Origin of the sequence: Paraburkholderia sp. 32, from assembly GCF_050435345.1 — a bacterium.
GTDB classification, from domain to species: domain Bacteria; phylum Pseudomonadota; class Gammaproteobacteria; order Burkholderiales; family Burkholderiaceae; genus Paraburkholderia; species Paraburkholderia tuberum.
The window spans coordinates 3,565,948-3,581,847 of record NZ_JBNDKD010000003.1; the positions used below are offsets into that span (position 1 = coordinate 3,565,948).

Annotated in this window: 15 protein-coding genes and 1 tRNA gene; 4 read left to right on the top strand and 12 right to left on the bottom strand. The window is 62.4% G+C overall.

Features of this window, described 5'->3' with window-relative positions; translation table 11 throughout:
* Positions 1-381 precede the first annotated feature (381 nt).
* The 9 genes from OKW26_RS39305 to OKW26_RS39345 all read right to left on the bottom strand — a co-directional run bounded on the left by OKW26_RS39305 (position 382) and on the right by OKW26_RS39345 (position 7,818).
* A complete protein-coding gene (locus OKW26_RS39305) occupies positions 382-801 on the bottom strand; it encodes an ExbD/TolR family protein (protein WP_090803854.1) in 420 nt (139 codons plus the stop codon).
* 16 nt (positions 802-817) lie between these two features.
* Complete coding sequence (locus tag OKW26_RS39310; RefSeq protein ID WP_184044393.1) at positions 818-1,549, bottom strand: MotA/TolQ/ExbB proton channel family protein; 732 nt, start codon at positions 1,547-1,549, stop codon at positions 818-820.
* A gap of 28 nt (positions 1,550-1,577) precedes the next feature.
* A complete protein-coding gene (locus OKW26_RS39315) occupies positions 1,578-2,315 on the bottom strand; it encodes an energy transducer TonB (protein ID WP_429356907.1) in 738 nt (245 codons plus the stop codon).
* Positions 2,316-2,643: 328 nt separating this feature from the next.
* Complete coding sequence (locus tag OKW26_RS39320) at positions 2,644-2,898, bottom strand: (2Fe-2S)-binding protein (protein ID WP_090803857.1); 255 nt, start codon at positions 2,896-2,898, stop codon at positions 2,644-2,646.
* Positions 2,899-3,047: 149 nt separating this feature from the next.
* Entirely contained in the window at positions 3,048-3,935 is an 888-nt protein-coding gene (gene murI, locus OKW26_RS39325; RefSeq protein ID WP_429356908.1) for a glutamate racemase, read from the bottom strand.
* 164 nt (positions 3,936-4,099) lie between these two features.
* Complete coding sequence (gene bfr, locus OKW26_RS39330) at positions 4,100-4,579, bottom strand: bacterioferritin (protein WP_018418627.1); 480 nt, start codon at positions 4,577-4,579, stop codon at positions 4,100-4,102.
* A gap of 202 nt (positions 4,580-4,781) precedes the next feature.
* On the bottom strand, positions 4,782-6,305 hold the full coding sequence (locus OKW26_RS39335) for a fumarate hydratase (RefSeq protein ID WP_429356909.1): 1,524 nt from the start codon (positions 6,303-6,305) through the stop codon (positions 4,782-4,784).
* 51 nt (positions 6,306-6,356) lie between these two features.
* On the bottom strand, positions 6,357-6,707 hold the full coding sequence (locus OKW26_RS39340; protein ID WP_184062143.1) for a YqhA family protein: 351 nt from the start codon (positions 6,705-6,707) through the stop codon (positions 6,357-6,359).
* A gap of 208 nt (positions 6,708-6,915) precedes the next feature.
* The gene (locus OKW26_RS39345) at positions 6,916-7,818 is read right to left on the bottom strand and encodes a DMT family transporter (RefSeq protein ID WP_429356910.1); all 903 of its coding nucleotides are present in this window, start codon (positions 7,816-7,818) and stop codon (positions 6,916-6,918) included.
* A 473-nt stretch (positions 7,819-8,291) separates the two neighbouring features.
* On the opposite strand from OKW26_RS39345, the gene acs reads away from it, so the two are divergent.
* The 4 genes from acs to OKW26_RS39365 all read left to right on the top strand — a co-directional run bounded on the left by acs (position 8,292) and on the right by OKW26_RS39365 (position 13,044).
* Positions 8,292-10,274, top strand: coding sequence for an acetate--CoA ligase (gene acs, locus OKW26_RS39350; protein ID WP_429356911.1), 1,983 nt, complete (start codon positions 8,292-8,294; stop codon positions 10,272-10,274).
* Between the two features lie 157 nt (positions 10,275-10,431).
* A complete protein-coding gene (locus OKW26_RS39355) occupies positions 10,432-10,860 on the top strand; it encodes a DUF4212 domain-containing protein (protein ID WP_184062140.1) in 429 nt (142 codons plus the stop codon).
* Between the two features lie 4 nt (positions 10,861-10,864).
* Complete coding sequence (locus OKW26_RS39360; protein WP_429356912.1) at positions 10,865-12,883, top strand: sodium:solute symporter family protein; 2,019 nt, start codon at positions 10,865-10,867, stop codon at positions 12,881-12,883.
* A gap of 70 nt (positions 12,884-12,953) precedes the next feature.
* A tRNA-Ser gene (locus tag OKW26_RS39365) sits at positions 12,954-13,044 on the top strand.
* A gap of 249 nt (positions 13,045-13,293) precedes the next feature.
* Here OKW26_RS39365 and OKW26_RS39370 read toward each other — a convergent pair.
* The 3 genes from OKW26_RS39370 to OKW26_RS39380 form a co-directional block, all read right to left on the bottom strand.
* Entirely contained in the window at positions 13,294-13,950 is a 657-nt protein-coding gene (locus tag OKW26_RS39370) for a hypothetical protein (protein WP_429356913.1), read from the bottom strand.
* Positions 13,951-13,967: 17 nt separating this feature from the next.
* A complete protein-coding gene (locus OKW26_RS39375) occupies positions 13,968-15,350 on the bottom strand; it encodes an AAA family ATPase (protein ID WP_429356914.1) in 1,383 nt (460 codons plus the stop codon).
* A 185-nt stretch (positions 15,351-15,535) separates the two neighbouring features.
* Positions 15,536-15,886, bottom strand: a complete 351-nt coding sequence (locus tag OKW26_RS39380; protein ID WP_429356915.1) for a hypothetical protein — start codon at positions 15,884-15,886, stop codon at positions 15,536-15,538.
* Between the last annotated feature and the right edge of the window lie 14 nt (positions 15,887-15,900).

The window sequence follows — 15,900 nt, forward strand, 5'->3', positions numbered from 1 at the left end:
CTAGCGCGCTTCGCAAATCGTTTTTAGCATTTAAGCGCGGCCTGTCATGATTACTTTCAATGGCCGCGTGCTTGAATGCGCGCACACACAGGCATATAGTGAAATCCCTTTCGCTAAGGAGTGTCCTATGCGAAAACTCATGGCCGCTATCATAGCGGGCCTGATAGGGCTGACCGCGTTGTCCGTGTCGACCACGGCCCTCGCATGCGGTGATAAAAGCTATCAGTCTTCGGCCGATGGCAAATGATCCCGCCGCCCGAAGGCGCCGAGTGCGCACAAAAAAAGGCCTTCATCCGACGATGAAGGCCTTTTACTTTTTGGCCCTGTTTAAAAGGGGTGTTCCCGTGGACGAGCGCGCTGCTCCGCGTGCCACGTTACCGCTTACTTCGCTTTGGGCTGCGTGACGAAACCGATCTTCGTCAGTCCGCCAGCCTGCGCGGCGGACATCACCTGAGCGACCTTCTCGTACGGCACCTTGCGGTCCGCATCGAGATGCAACTCCGGCTGCGGGCTCGCCTGCGCGGCCGCGGCGATCTTCGCGGCGAGCGCCGCATCGTCGACCTTGGTGCTGTCCCACAGCACGTTGCCGTCCGCGTCGATCGACACCGTCACCTGCGCGGGCTTCGTGTCTTCCCTCTGACTGCTCGCGTGCGGCAGATCGATCTTGACCGCGTGACGGATCACCGGAATCGTCACCATGAAGACGATCAGCAGAACCAGCATCACGTCGACGAGCGGCGTCATGTTGATCTCGTTCATCAGGCCGTCGTCATCGTCTCCGGCGAAAGGGCTCATTGCCATTGGAATGCCTCGTCGATCAGTTGGCGCGGGTTGCGAGACGCAGGCCGTCGCCGCGCTTGGTCGACGACAGACGGGCACCCGTTACGAAGAACGCATGCAGCCCGTGCGCGAAGCGGCTCAATTTCGCGACGATCGCCTTGTTGGCGCGCGTCAGCGCGTTGTAGCCGAGCACGGCCGGAATCGCGACGAACAGACCAAACGCGGTCATGATCAGCGCTTCGCCGACCGGGCCGGCGACCTGGTCAATCGACGACTGGCCGCTCGCGCCGATCGCGAGCAGCGCGTGATAGATGCCCCACACGGTCCCGAACAGGCCGACGAACGGCGCGGTGCTGCCGATCGACGCAAGAATCGCGAGACCGCTCTGCATGCGCGCGACGCTTTCGTCCATCGTGTCTTTCAGGCAGCGCGTGATCCAGTCGGACACGTCCATGCGGTCGTGCAGATGCGGCTGCGTCTGGTGATGATGGTCGGCCGCTTCCTGGCCCGACAGCGCGAGCGCGAGGAACGGGTTGTCATGCGGCGTCGAGGCGCCGCCGCCGAGCTTCTTCACGCCGTCGGCGAGGTCGTCCGAATGCCAGAACGCCTGCTCGGCGTTCTTCGTCAGGCGCTTCAGGCGCATCACGTTCCAGCCTTTGACGACGATCACGCTCCACGACATCACCGACATGATCAATAGCGCGAGCGCGATACCGCGCGTCACGAAATCCCCTTGCGCCCACACGTGTGCCAATCCGTAGTTTTGCATTGCAATTCCTTGTTTTTGAAAGCTTGCTTCAGTCGGTCAGATTGAAGTTGAAAGGCTGGGTGTACGCGGCCCTGACGGGCTCGCCGTTCTCGAGATACGGTTTGCAGGCGCTCGCGCGTACGGCGGCCAAGGCCGCGTCGTCGAGACGGCTAAAGCCGCTGCTTTTCTTCAACTCGATGTTCTCGAGCTTGCCGTTCAGACCGACGACGAAGTGCACGTACGCGGTGCCGGATTCGCCGCGGCGCCGCGATAGAGCCGGGTATTCGGGCTGGGTGATATTGCAATCGAGGTGCGACACGTTTTTCGGCGCGCTGATTTCCATCGTCGGCTTGCCGATCGCGGGCGCTGCCGCGGTGGGCGGTGTCGCCGGCGCGGCGGGCGCGGCCGGCGTCGGATCGGGCGCCGCGACCGGCGTCGGCGATGGCGCAGCGGCCTGTGGCAACGGAGTTGGCGTCGGCTTGGGCGTCGGAGTCGGCTTCGGCTGGGCTTTCGGCCTCGTATGGACGGGCGGCGTTGGCCGGGGCGGCGGCGGAGCGATCGATTGCAGCGCGACCGGCGCGGCGAGCGGCGCGGGCGGCAGCAGTTCGGCGGTCATCACGTGCGATTCGAGCGCGACCGGCACAGGCTCGTGACGCAGCGTCATGATCACGGCGAGCAGAGCGACGTGAACCGCGGCGACTACGGTAGTGGCCGTCAGCGCGCGGGAATTCGGTCGGGTGGACGACGCCAGCGGGGCGCCGGCGGAAACGGGATGCGGAGCCTGCATGGTCAGTGTGGCAGCGCGCCGTGCGGGCGGCGCGTCAAACAGGGCATCGTCATGTTCGGAAAATCAGCAGCGAAATGAACAAAGTAGTCACGAAACCAATCAGCAATTCCATCTCGAACTCCTTTCGAAGGGGGAGCGGGGTAGCTGGCTGGTACGAGTACTGGCTTGCTGACGGCGGTGGGATAACGCAGTACGGTGGACAGTACTGCGGTTGTGTTGCAGACGTGCGGCACATTCAACGTCGCATCGGAGCGTTACATAAAGCGTGCGTGAAGCGGAGGGGCTTTAGACGCACCGACACGGCTTGCACCGGCCCTGCTAGCTGAGCTCAGGCTGCCTTGCGCTCGTAGAACGCGACTTGCACGACCTCGGCGACGCTCTGCACCTGCCGATGCTCGACCACGCCGCAACGGCTCGCGCACACACCGCTTTGCAGCATCACGTCACGCACGGATTCCTCGCATTTGCCGCAGCACGAGGCGACGCCGAGTTCAAACTGCAACTCGTCGAACGAGTCGATGCCGTCCGCAATCGAGGAGCGGATTGTGCGGTCGGATACGGATTTGCAGACACAGACGATCATGGCAGGCGTCATAGCTAACGTTAATGCGAATTATTATCATTTTGTTTGGTTCGTTTGGCAAGCGTCCCGTGCGATTTTTTGTAACAAAACCAGACTCTTAGAATGGATTTCGTCGGCAGGAAGGGCGGGGCGCGCGCCGGTTGCCGGCGCTAGGCGGCGCGAGAATCCGATGCGGCCGTGCGGCCCGACGGTATCGATACCTGCTCGACCGCGGCCTCGATCCGCAGCAGCGTGGCGGCGAGTTGCTGCTGATGGATGCCGTCGTCGGTGGAATAGAAGCGCGGCAGCGGCGTGCCCCCGGCCGACGCGGCGGCGCGCAGGCCGTGCTGCTCGAGCACGCGTTCGAGCTGACGCGCGATCGCCACGCTCGTGTCGATCAGCGCGAGCCGCTCGCCGACGATGTCCCGGATCGCCGCGTCGAGAAAGGGGTAATGGGTGCAGCCGAGCACCAGCGTGTCGGCGCCCGCGTCGAGCATCGGTTCCAGGTAGCTGCGCAGCAGCGCCTGCAGCTCGGCCGAGCCGACGTCGCAACGCTCGACCGCCTGCACGAGCCCGTGGCCGGGCTGGCACAGAAAGCGGCAGTCGGCGGCGTAGCGTTCGAGCAGCCCCTGGAAGCGGGCGCTGCGCAGTGTCGCCTGGGTCGCCAGCACGCCGGCGACGCGGCTTTTCGATTGCAGCGCGGCGGGCTTGACACCCGGCTCGACGCCGACGAGCGGAATCGGCAGCTTTTCGCGCACCAGCGCGATCGACTGCGCGGTCGCCGTATTGCATGCGACCACGAGCGCCTTCGCGCCTTGTGCGGCGAGCCATTCGCCGATGGCCAGCGTGCGGTCGGTGATGAAGTCGTCGTCGCGCTCGCCGTAGGGCGCGTACAGCGAATCGGCGACATACAGCAACGCCTCGTCAGGCAGTTGCGCGCGCACCGCGCGCAGCACGGACAGGCCGCCGAGCCCCGAATCGAAAATGCCGATCGGCGCCTGCGACGCGGCGCCAGCGGCAACACTGCGGACAGTCGGCGACGGCGAAGGGACGGGCATAGGCGAGAAAAACGAGCGTGAAGTGGCGGTCGGCGAAAAGGGCGAAACCACGGTGAGGCGCGAACAAGCGCGCAAGTATATCGCCCGTGCGGTACGGTCCGGCGCGAATGCCTGCTGGGCAGGCGTCGTGCCGCTACCGCGCGGGACGCTTCAGCGTGCTTCGATCAGGACTCGACCGAGCCCATCGCGCTTTGCTGGTAGTTCTGGATACCGACCTTGTCGATCAGATCGAGCTGGGTTTCGAGCCAGTCGATGTGCTCTTCGGTGTCGTCGAGAATCTTCGTGAAGATTTCGCGCGAGATGAAATCGCGCACCGATTCGCAGTAGGCAATCGCCTCCTTGCAGGTGCCTTGCGAAATCTGTTCGAGCTTCAGATCGCATTCGAGGATCTCTTTGGTTTCCTCACCGATCAGCAGCTTGTGCAGGTCCTGCAGATTCGGCAGACCGTCGAGCATGAAGATCCGTTCGATCAGCATGTCGGCATGCTTCATTTCGCCGATCGACTCGTCGTACTCGTGCTTGCCGAGCTTGTCGAGGCCCCAGTGGCCGTACATTCGGGCATGCAGGAAATATTGATTGATCGCGGTCAGTTCGTTCTTCAACTGCGCGTTCAGATATTCGATGACCTTCTTGTCGCCTTGCATGTTATTTCCTTTTTCGGGAACCTTGAATTTCCAACAACAATAAACGCCATGTCCAAAAAAGCCAAGAGATCCGATACAACTGTTGGCGGCGTTGGCGGCCTCGTGCGTGCGGCGCCTTGCGCGTGCATGACGCACGGAAAGAAAAAGCCGGGATCGCGGCCCCGGCTTTTCGACTGATCTGAGTAGCGTTAATCGCGACTCATCAAGCCGTGGCGACCGGAATCTTGCCGATCCTGGCTTGCCATTCCTTCGGGCCGGTCTGGTGCACGGAGGTGCCGTTCGAATCGACGGCGACCGTGACCGGCATGTCCTGCACGTCGAACTCGTAGATCGCTTCCATGCCGAGGTCTTCGAACGCGAGCACCTTCGCGCTGCGGATCGCCTTCGACACGAGGTACGCCGCACCGCCGACGGCCATCAGATACGCGGCCTTGTGCTTCCTGATCGCCTCGATCGCGACCGTGCCGCGCTCGGCCTTGCCGATCATCGAAATGAGGCCCGTTTGCGCGAGCATCGCCTCGGTGAACTTGTCCATCCGCGTCGCAGTGGTCGGGCCCGCCGGGCCGACCGCTTCGTCGCGCACCGGATCGACCGGGCCGACGTAGTAGATCACGCGGTTCGTGAAATCGACCGGCAGCTTCTCGCCCTTAGCGAGCATGTCGGCGATGCGCTTGTGCGCGGCGTCGCGGCCCGTCAACATCTTGCCCGACAGCAGCAGCGTCTGGCCCGGCTTCCAGCCCGCCACTTCTTCCGGCGTCAGCGTGTTGAGGTCGACGCGCTTGCTGGTTTCCGTGTTCGGTTCCCAGTACACCTTCGGCCATGCGTCGAGCGACGGCGCTTCGAGCCTGGCGATGCCCGAACCGTCGAGCGTGAAGTGCGCGTGGCGGGTCGCCGCGCAGTTCGGGATGATCGCGATCGGCTTGGATGCGGCGTGCGTCGGCGCGGCCATGATCTTCACGTCGAGAACAGTGGACAGACCGCCGAGGCCCTGCGCGCCGATACCGAGTGCGTTGACCTTCTCGTGCAACTCCACGCGCAGCTCTTCGATCCAGTCCTTCGGGCCGCGCTCGATCACGTCCTGAATGTCGATCGGGTCCATCAGCGATTCCTTCGCCATCACCATCGCTTTCTCAGCGGTGCCGCCGATGCCGATGCCCAGCATGCCCGGCGGGCACCAGCCCGCGCCCATCGTCGGCACGGTCTTCAGGATCCAGTCGACGATCGAGTCCGACGGGTTCAGCATCGCGAACTTCGACTTGTTCTCCGAGCCGCCGCCCTTGGCCGCGACCTGCACGTCGACGGTGTTACCCGGCACGATCTCGTAGTGGATCACGGCCGGCGTGTTGTCCCTGGTGTTCTTGCGCGCGCCTTCGGGGGGGCTCACGATCGATGCGCGCAGCACGTTGTCCGGATTCAGATAACCGCGGCGCACGCCTTCGTTGATCATGTCGGTGACGCTCATCGTCGCGCCGTCCCAACGCACGTCCATACCGACCTTCACGAACACCGTGACGATGCCGGTGTCCTGGCAGATCGGGCGCTTGCCTTCGGCGCACATGCGGCTGTTGGTCAGGATCTGCGCGATCGCGTCCTTCGCTGCGGGGCTCTGTTCGAGCTCGTACGCGCGGCCGAGCGCTTCGATGTAGTCGAGCGGATGGTAGTAGCTGATGTACTGCAGCGAATCAGCGATGCTCTGAATCAGGTCTTCCTGTTTGATGACGGTCATGGCTAGCTCAGTGGGGAGTGGCGCTTGTTGTCGGATCGCAGCACGGTGCGGTCAGTCTTGCGCCTTCATGGGAGTGGAAATTCTGGTGCCACCCACGGCGTGCAAGGCCGCGGGTCCTTCGAAATGTTTGGGGTGCGTGTGCGTGGTGTTCTGGTCGGGGCTGATGAAGGTCTTCAGCAGATGGATCGACGAGATGCTGATCAGCGCCATCGACAGCTTCACTTTCAGCACGCCGGCGTTCACGTGATCGAGCCATTCCGGTTCGTCCGGATGACCGTCGAGGCCGAGGCGCGATACGAACGTTTCATAGCCGCCGATGATCACCATGATCAGCATCAGCCCGAGGTACAGCGGCACCTGCAGCCAGCGGCTCATGAAAACGAGGTGGGGCAGCGCGCGCATGGGGCGGCGCGGACGGGCGCAGGCGGGTCGCGAAGCGGACATAGGCAACGGTCAGATGAAGCGCGGGTGACGGAACAGGGGGCCAGGCGCCGACGGCGGTGCGGGGCGCGGCCACCGAAGGGGCGCGAGACTCGCGTCAGGCGCGCCATTGTACAGCGTCGGTCGAAGCTGCTGCTTTGCGGCGGGCAGCGCGCCCGCGACACCAGAATTACGATGCGATCGGCGGCACGCTGCGCGCCTTCAGGCTCGCGAGGCCGATACCGGCGACCACGCAGGCAAGCGCGATGCCGTGCGCGAGCGTGGGCCGCTCGCCGAGGAACTCGATGCCGTAGAGCGCCGCGGCGACCGGCAGCACCGCGCTGAACACGCCGGCAAGACTGCCTGGCACGTGACGGATGCCTTTCATCCACAGCCAGAACGAGAAGATGCTGGCCGACAGCCCGTACCACAACACCAGCATCCAGACGCTCGACGGCACCGCGCGATAGTCGAAATGCGCGAGCGCGCCGGCGCCGAGCGGCAGCATCAGCAGCAGGCCGAACAGATGCGTGTACGCGCAAATATCGATCGGCGCGAGCGTCTGCGTGAGGCGGCGGGACAGAATGATGTACAGCGATTCGCAGCACACGGCACCGAGCACCATGAAGTTGCCCGCGAGCGAGCCGGTGCCGGCCGTCGCATCCGCGCCCGCCTGGAAGTGCGCGACATTGATGACGACGACGCCGACGATCGCCAGCGCGATCGACGCGAGCGCGCGGCCATCGGGCCGCTCCTTCAGGATCAGCCACGACAGCAGCGCGACGACCGCCGGAATCGTGCTCGTGATCACGCCGGCCGCGACCGCGCTGGTACGCGCGACGCCGTTGAGCATCAGCAGCGTGAAACCGAAGGTGCCGAATAGCGCCTGCAAAAACAGGTTGATCCATTCGTCGCGTTTGACACGGCGCAGTTTGGTCGCGCGCAACAGCGGCCATAGCACGGCCATCGCGATTACGAAACGCAGCAGCGCGAACAGCGGGACGGGGACGAAGGCGACGATCGATTTACCGATTCCGACATTGCTGCCGACCAGCAGCATCGAGGTAATGAGAAGCAGGGCGTAGCGATTCAAGCTGGAATCCGGACGGCTAGTTCAGTTAGCATTGTAAAAGGCCGTGCGAGAGAGCATAAGGGTGCGAAGGCGGGCGCGCTGGCGGTGCGTCGAGTTCGCATCACCGGTATGCAATGTGCTGCGAGTGAGCGTAGAAGGCTCTGTAGAACGGGCGATCTTTTTCGCGCGCATCTCGTCTGATCAACGCGTAACTGCGTCGATGGCGGGCGCGATCTAAGGGTTTTCGCTTGCAGATCAATACGATGCGCGTAAGTGGCCGGTAAGTTGCCGCGCTTATGGTTAAGCCTTGACGCGGAATAGGATCGCGCAGGGCGCCCGCATGCACGGATGTTGCGATGCCGCACGCACGCGCGTTTGACGGTATCGCGAGGTGGGAGACAGCGCCGCTCGTGGCGGCTCGCACGGGATAAGGCCCGCGCGCCCGACGCGCGCCGGTACAGGTTTTACGTTTCATCTTCACCAAGGGGTTGTCGATGTCTGCGATTGAATCGGTTCTTCAGGAACGCCGCGTTTTTCCGCCCTCCGCTGACACTGCGAAGGGTGCCACGATCTCCGGCATGGACGCGTACCGGGCGCTCGCCGCCGAAGCGGAGCGCGACTACGAAGGCTTCTGGGGGCGTCTCGCGAAGGAGACGCTGAGTTGGCACAAGCCGTTTACGAAGGTGCTCGACGAATCGAAGGCGCCGTTCTACACGTGGTTCGAAGACGGCCAGCTGAACGCGTCGTATAACAGCATCGACCGTCACGTCGAGGCCGGCAACGGCGAGCGCGTCGCGATCGTGTTCGAAGCCGACGACGGTAGCGTCACCAACGTCACCTATCAGGATCTGCTGCAACGCGTATCGCGCTTCGCGAATGCGCTGAAAAAACGCGGCGTGAAGAAAGGCGACCCGGTCGTCATCTATATGCCGATGTCGATCGAGGGCATCGTCGCGATGCAGGCGTGCGCGCGGATCGGCGCGACGCACTCGGTCGTGTTCGGCGGCTTCTCGTCGAAGTCGCTCAACGAGCGGCTCGTCGACGTCGGCGCGGTCGCACTGATCACGTCCGACGAACAGATGCGCGGCGGCAAGGCTTTGCCGCTGAAGAACATCGCCGACGAAGCGCTCGCGCTCGGCGGCTGCGAGAAGGTCAGGAGCGTGATCGTGTACCAGCGCACCGGCGGCAAGGTCGCGTGGGACGCAGGGCGCGACCTGTGGATGCACGAACTCGCACAGGCCGAGTCGGACCAGTGCGCGCCCGAATGGGTCGGCGCCGAGCATCCGCTCTTCATCCTCTATACGTCGGGCTCGACCGGCAAGCCGAAGGGCGTGCAGCACAGCACCGGCGGCTATCTGCTGTGGGCCGCGCAAACGCTGAAATGGACCTTCGACTGGCGCCCCTCCGACGTGTTCTGGTGTACCGCCGACATCGGCTGGATCACCGGCCATAGCTACATTACGTACGGGCCGCTCACGCTTGGCGGCACCCAGGTCGTGTTCGAGGGCGTGCCGACCTATCCGGACGCCGGGCGCTTCTGGCAGATGATCGCGAAGCACGGGGTCACGCTGTTCTATACGGCTCCTACTGCGATCCGCTCGCTGATCAAGGCCTCCGAGGCCGACGCTAAAGTGCATCCGAAGAGCTACGACCTGTCGACGTTGCGCATCATCGGCACGGTCGGCGAACCGATCAATCCGGAGGCGTGGGTGTGGTACTACGAGAACGTCGGAGGCGGCCGCTGTCCGATCGTCGATACGTGGTGGCAGACCGAGACCGGCGGCCACATGATCGCGCCGATGCCGGGCGCGACGCCGCTCGTGCCGGGTTCGTGCACGCTGCCGCTGCCGGGCATCATGGCCGCGGTCGTCGACGAAACCGGGCAGGACGTGCCGAACGGGCAGGGCGGCATTCTGGTGATCAAGCGCCCGTGGCCGGCGATGCTGCGCAACGTGTGGGGCGATCCGGACCGCTACAAGAAGAGCTACTTCCCCGACGAGCTCGGCGGCAGGCTCTACCTCGCCGGCGACGGCGCGGTGCGCGACAAGGAGACCGGCTACTTCACGATCATGGGCCGCATCGACGACGTGCTGAACGTGTCGGGCCATCGTCTCGGCACCATGGAGATCGAGTCGGCACTGGTGGCCAATCCGCTCGTCGCGGAAGCCGCCGTGGTGGGCCGCCCCGATGCGACGACCGGCGAGGCGGTGTGCGCGTTCGTGGTGCTCAAGCGTGCGCGTCCGCAAGGCGAAGAGGCCGTGAAGCTCGCGAACGAGCTGCGCAACTGGGTCGGCAAGGAGATCGGTCCGATCGCGAAGCCGAAGGACATCCGCTTTGGCGAGAACCTGCCGAAGACGCGTTCGGGCAAGATCATGCGTCGTCTGTTGCGTTCGCTCGCGAAAGGCGAGGAAATCACCCAGGACGTGTCGACGCTGGAAAACCCGGCGATTCTCGATCAGCTCGGCGAGTCGATTTAAAGCGTTGTAAGCGGGTCCGCGCGGACGGCGGCGGTGTGTCGATCGACACGCTTGCAGGCACGCCGCGCAGACCCGTTATTCGAGCGGACGGCTTGCATCGCGGCGTTGCGCGGACAATCCCGATTGCCTCGCCGATGCCTTTTTGATACATAGGCGCATGGCCGCGCCGCACCTATCCTCCCACGCCAGGTTGAACCCCCCGCCCGAACCGCCACCGGTCTCGGCGGCGATGGCGCTCGCGCATCGCAAGTACTGGCGTTTCAACCTCGCGCTGATCGCGGTGCTGATGACGCTTGGCTTCTTCGTCTCCTTCGTCGTGCCATTGCTGGCGCCCGCGCTCGCGCAGGTGCACGCAGGCGGCTTCAGGCTGCCGTTCTACTTTGGCGCACAAGGCGCGATCCTGATCTACCTCGCGCTGATCGTCGTCTATATCGTGCTGATGCAGCGCGCCGATCGTCAGTTGCAGCACGCGTTCGAAGCGGATTCGCAGCGCGATGCGGCAAGCGGTCCCGCCGCGGATTCCACCAGCGGCGCGAACGATGACGTCACGATCGGCAAGGCCGCGCCGGCCGCGCGCGGGCGCTGAGCCGATGAAGCTCACGCATCGGCTGATCCGCTCGTACGCGCTCTATACGCTCGGCTTTCTGCTGTTCGTCTACGTGATGTGGCGCATCGAGCGCAGCACCGGTCCCGGGATGTGGATCGGCTATGTGTTCCTGTTCGTGCCGATCGCGGTGTATGCGGTGATCGGCGTGCTGTCGCGCACGTCCGACCTGGTCGAATACTACGTAGCGGGGCGGCGCGTGCCGTCGGCGTTCAACGGCATGGCGACCGCGGCCGACTGGTTGTCGGCCGCGTCGTTCATCGGTCTGGCCGGCTCGATCTACGCGACCGGCTACGACGGCCTCGCGTACATGATGGGCTGGACCGGCGGCTATTGCCTCGTCGCGTTCCTGCTCGCGCCGTATGTGCGCAAGCTCGCGCGCTACACGATTCCCGATTTTCTCGGCACGCGCTATTCGAGCAACGCGGTGCGCGGCCTCGCGGCGCTCGCCGCGATCCTGTGCTCGTTCGTTTATCTGGTCGCGCAGATCCAGGGCGTCGGGCTGATCGCGACGCGCTTTATCGGCGTCGATTTCGCGGTCGGCATTTTCTGCGGGCTCGCGGGCATTCTGGTGTGCTCGTTTCTGGGCGGCATGCGTGCCGTCACGTGGACCCAGGTCGCGCAGTACATCATCCTGATCCTCGCGATGCTGATACCGGTATCGATGATCGCGCACAAGGACGGCCTCGGCTGGGTGCCGCAATTCAGCTATGGGCGCCTGATGGAGCGCATGGAAGGGCTCGAGAAACAGGTGCGCGACGCGCCGCTCGAGGAGCGCGTGCGCGACGACTATCGACGCCGCGCCGCGTTGATGCAACTGCGGCTCGATACGCTGCCGCAATCGTTCATCGACGAAAAGCAGCGGCTCACGCAGGAGGTCGGCGATCTGCGCCGCCATAACGGTCCGTTGCGCGAGATCAAGGAGCGCGAGCGTGCGCTCGAACAGTTTCCGCGCGATGCCGCCGCCGCGCAGATCGTCTGGAGTCAGAAGCGCGACGACATGCTGATGCGGGCGAGCGCGCCGGTGCCGATGCAGGAACCGTTTCCTGCTGTCGGTGAGGAAGACCGGAGCACGCACGCGCGTAACTTTCTATCGCTGCTGCTGTGTCTGTCGCTTGGCACGGCGAGCCTGCCGCATATCCTGACGCGCTACAACACGACGACTTCGGTGGCGTCGGCGCGGCGCTCGGTCGGCTGGACGCTCTTTTTCGTCGCGCTGTTCTATCTGACCGTGCCGGTGCTGGCGGTGCTGATCAAGTACGAGATCCTGTCGAATCTGGTCGGCCATCATTTCGCCGATCTGCCGCAGTGGCTGATGCAATGGCGCAAGGTCGAACCGAGCCTGATCAGCCTCGCCGATACGAACGGCGACGGTATCGTGCGCTGGAGCGAGATCCAGATGCAGCCCGATATGGTCGTGCTCGCGGCGCCCGAGATCGCGGGGCTGCCGTATGTGATGTCGGGCTTGATCGCGGCGGGGGCGCTCGCGGCGGCACTATCGACCGCGGATGGTCTGCTGCTGACGATCGCGAACGCGCTATCGCACGACGTGTACTACCACATGGTGGATCCGAACGCGTCGAGCCAGCGGCGCGTGACGATCTCGAAGATTCTGCTGCTGGGTGTCGCATTGTTCGCGTCGTACGTGGCGTCGCTGAATACGGGGAATATTCTGTTTCTGGTCGGGGCGGCGTTTTCGCTGGCGGCGTCGAGTCTGTTTCCGGCGCTCGTGCTCGGCGTGTTCTGGAAACGCACGACGCGGCTCGGCGCGGTGGCGGGGATGGTCGCGGGGCTCGTCGTGTGCATCTACTACATCGTGTCGACGTATCCGTTCTTCACGCAGATGACGGGATTCACAGGTGCGCGCTGGTTTGGCATCGAGCCGATCAGTTCGGGCGTGTTCGGTGTGCCGGCGGGTTTTCTCGTGGCGATCGGGGTGAGTTTGCTCGATCGAAAGGCGGACGCTTATACGATCGCGCTGGTCGACTATATCCGGCATCCATAGGCGGTTTGCGCGGGGCTTTGGCCAGGGTGTGGCGCAGGGCGCGAAGTTTGCTATAATTCGGCTCCCCGCCGGAGAGATGGATGAGCGGTTTAAGTCGCACGCCTGGAAAGCGTGTATAGGTTAATAGCCTATCGGGGGTTCGAATCCCCCTCTCTCCGCCAGAATGAAATATCAAAACCCTGCAAGTTCAGTGAATTGCAGGGTTTTTGTTTTTCTGACTGACAAATCGACTATCAAACGACCTTCAAACGACCTTCAAACGACTTTCGGCGGGGCGCGGGTCAGGGACACCATAAGCGCATCGCTGACCGCGCCCCGCTGAAAGCGTATCGTGCGCACCCTGAGAGGGCAAATTCGTACTGGCAAGATGTTCGAGCAGTGCGCGCCGCGCCCCGTGGGGTCGGCAACAATCACATTGCTCCGGCGAGGTCGCGCATTTTGCGTTGGGCAAAAGTTGTGATCTTTCCACGGAAACGTTGATAAGACGGCAAATCCTGCACCGGTCCGCTAGTGTTGAGATCAAACGCTAGGCGCGCTCGCATCTCAAAGAAACGATTCTTAAATTTCCTCAAGCGAGCGCCCTGAGTCTCGCTCGCTTCACATAGGGCCTCGAGCAACAGCCCCTTGGCGTCTCTAACATCCTCCAGTCGGCGAATCGCGGGAATACAATCCAACTTCCCTCTGTAATCCGCGTTGCCGGCTATGCGCTTGATTGCCTCGCGATCGGTGAGGAGCCACGTTTCCAACTGCGTCACCGGAATGACTGGAATGACCCTGTCTGCTGCCACCAGACCGTCTGCGGCCGCGATGATTTCTTGTTCCCGCTGGACGATCCCAGCGTTGTCCGCGTCTCGATGGACAAATATCACGTCGGCGTTTGGATAGTGCCTCAATAGAGCATCAAGCTTCTCACGAACCGTGCGCCCAACTGGACGCTGGAACATGCTCAAATCCGGAGCTTCGCCGCTGACTTCTGAGAAACCCTCCTCAATTAAGACATTTTCGATATGGTCCACCAAATTCAAATCGGATGTGCCTTCGCCCGTGAGTATGAAACGTATTTTCATGTCCGCCTCCCCATCGTTTATTCTTCTAAGTCCAGCTCTATTTGAGCATTCGGCGGAAGTGTGAGATAAGCAATGATCGACCCTCGGTCGACGCAAGCGTTGTTTGGCACGTTTCGCCAGCTATCCTGCAAACTCTTGCAGCGAATCGTTGATGCCGGTTTGCCATCTGGCCCACGAACTTTGACGATATCTGCGTAGATCAGGTCGTCCGGCGTCCCGAGCTTCACCAGTACTGGTGAGTGTGTGGCAATAAAAATCTGCCGCATGGGGTTGTCCTCGCCTGCAGGCTGGTTCGCATCGACTGCCAACTCCTTGAGCAATCCAAGCATCGCACTCATCTTGGCGGGATGAATGCCATTCTCAGGTTCCTCAAAGCAGAGCAACCCTTTGAAGTCTGGGTCCTCAGCCATAATGCACAGTGCAAGGAATCGCAATGTACCGTCAGAAAGCGCTCGTGCTGGAAGGAAGGCGCCCGAGCGTTCCTTGACTTCAATGGTTAATAGTTGTCGGACCTGATCGACGTCGACCCTGACATCCGAAGTAGGAACAATCTCCGACAATCGACTGGCAATACGCGAACAGACGTTCTGATCTCGTCGCTGAAGTTTATACAACGTGGCGGCCAGTTTCCCCCCGTCTGCACCGACACTGCTTTCTTCGTGCATCTTGTTTGAACGCCGCATGGCGCTCGGCTCCAAGGAAAGAAAGCGCCATGACTGCATTTCCCTGCGCGCTGCGAGAACAGTGGGCCACACTGCGCTATTGGTATTTGCAACAACCGTCTTTGGAATTCGATGCGCGGGGATTTTTTGCGGTTGACCGCCACTGCCCCCGTCTTGGTGCAAATGAATTTCGGTTATGCCGTCGTCCACGACCTGTGTCGAAATGTATCCGGCTCCCTTCCGCTTATTCACGACTACCTGATCGCGAAACAGCGCGGCACTCAAAGGAAAATGAAGCTTGTTGGCCGCTTCGCCCTTATTGATATATGTCAGCGCTTCGCGGGCGAGATAAAGCCCCAAGGATCCGGAAGACTCGTCCTGTGGACCGCGAGCGAGTTCCACCTCGTAGCGCAGAAAGGTTGATGTAGCTCGTGCTCTTCGACCGAAGTCGTCGACGAGGTCCAGTGGCACGATCATTTCTACCGCCAGTGAAAGTCGCTCCGCCCGAAAATCACTGCTGGTCCAGAAGACGTCAAGCGGATCGGAAGACTCCGAATCGCGTACCGCCAATGCAGCTTCCATAATGGACTTATCGCTCAGCAGCGAGAGGAATTTTATCGCATCGAAAATGTTCGACTTGCCGACGCCATTGAGCCCTGCGATGCAATTGAAAGGGCCAAACGACACGGAAAAGTTGAGCAGGTTTTTGAATCCGTGAGCTTCGAGCTTAGTAAGCATAGCTTTCCCGGTTATCTAGCCAGCGGGCGAGGTGGCAGCCTACGATGTCTTGTTACTGGCTCTTTCGTCTACTAGCGGACGCTGGCTTGGTCGTGCCAGATCATAACGCGCCATTCCAATATTGGGTATCAGAGACGGTAATGAATCGTCCGTCTGATTGATCTGGTGGACCGTCCTCTCGGCAGTCATTGTCTTGACCATTGAATGAAGCCAAGTCGCCATTGCGTGGCAGTTAGCCCGTAGTAGGCAGCGATTACCGCGAGGGCTCCGACGACGACGCCAACCGCCGTCTTGGCGGCATGACTCAAAAGGCTCATAGGTCTTTCCCATACGCACACGAGTGCAGCACTGTAGCGCACGCGGACCAAGATCTGCGCCGCTAATCCGTGCCCCCTGCGACGCAGCGTGCCTGTCTGTTTTTCCCCCATATGGCCCTCCGCCAAATGCTTGGGAAAGTTGAACCGCGAAGCCATTCCCGCGAGCGTCTTTTTTTTCCGTTTCAGCGAGAGCCGTCGAGATTTTGGGCGGTCGCCCATGTACGGACTGCCTG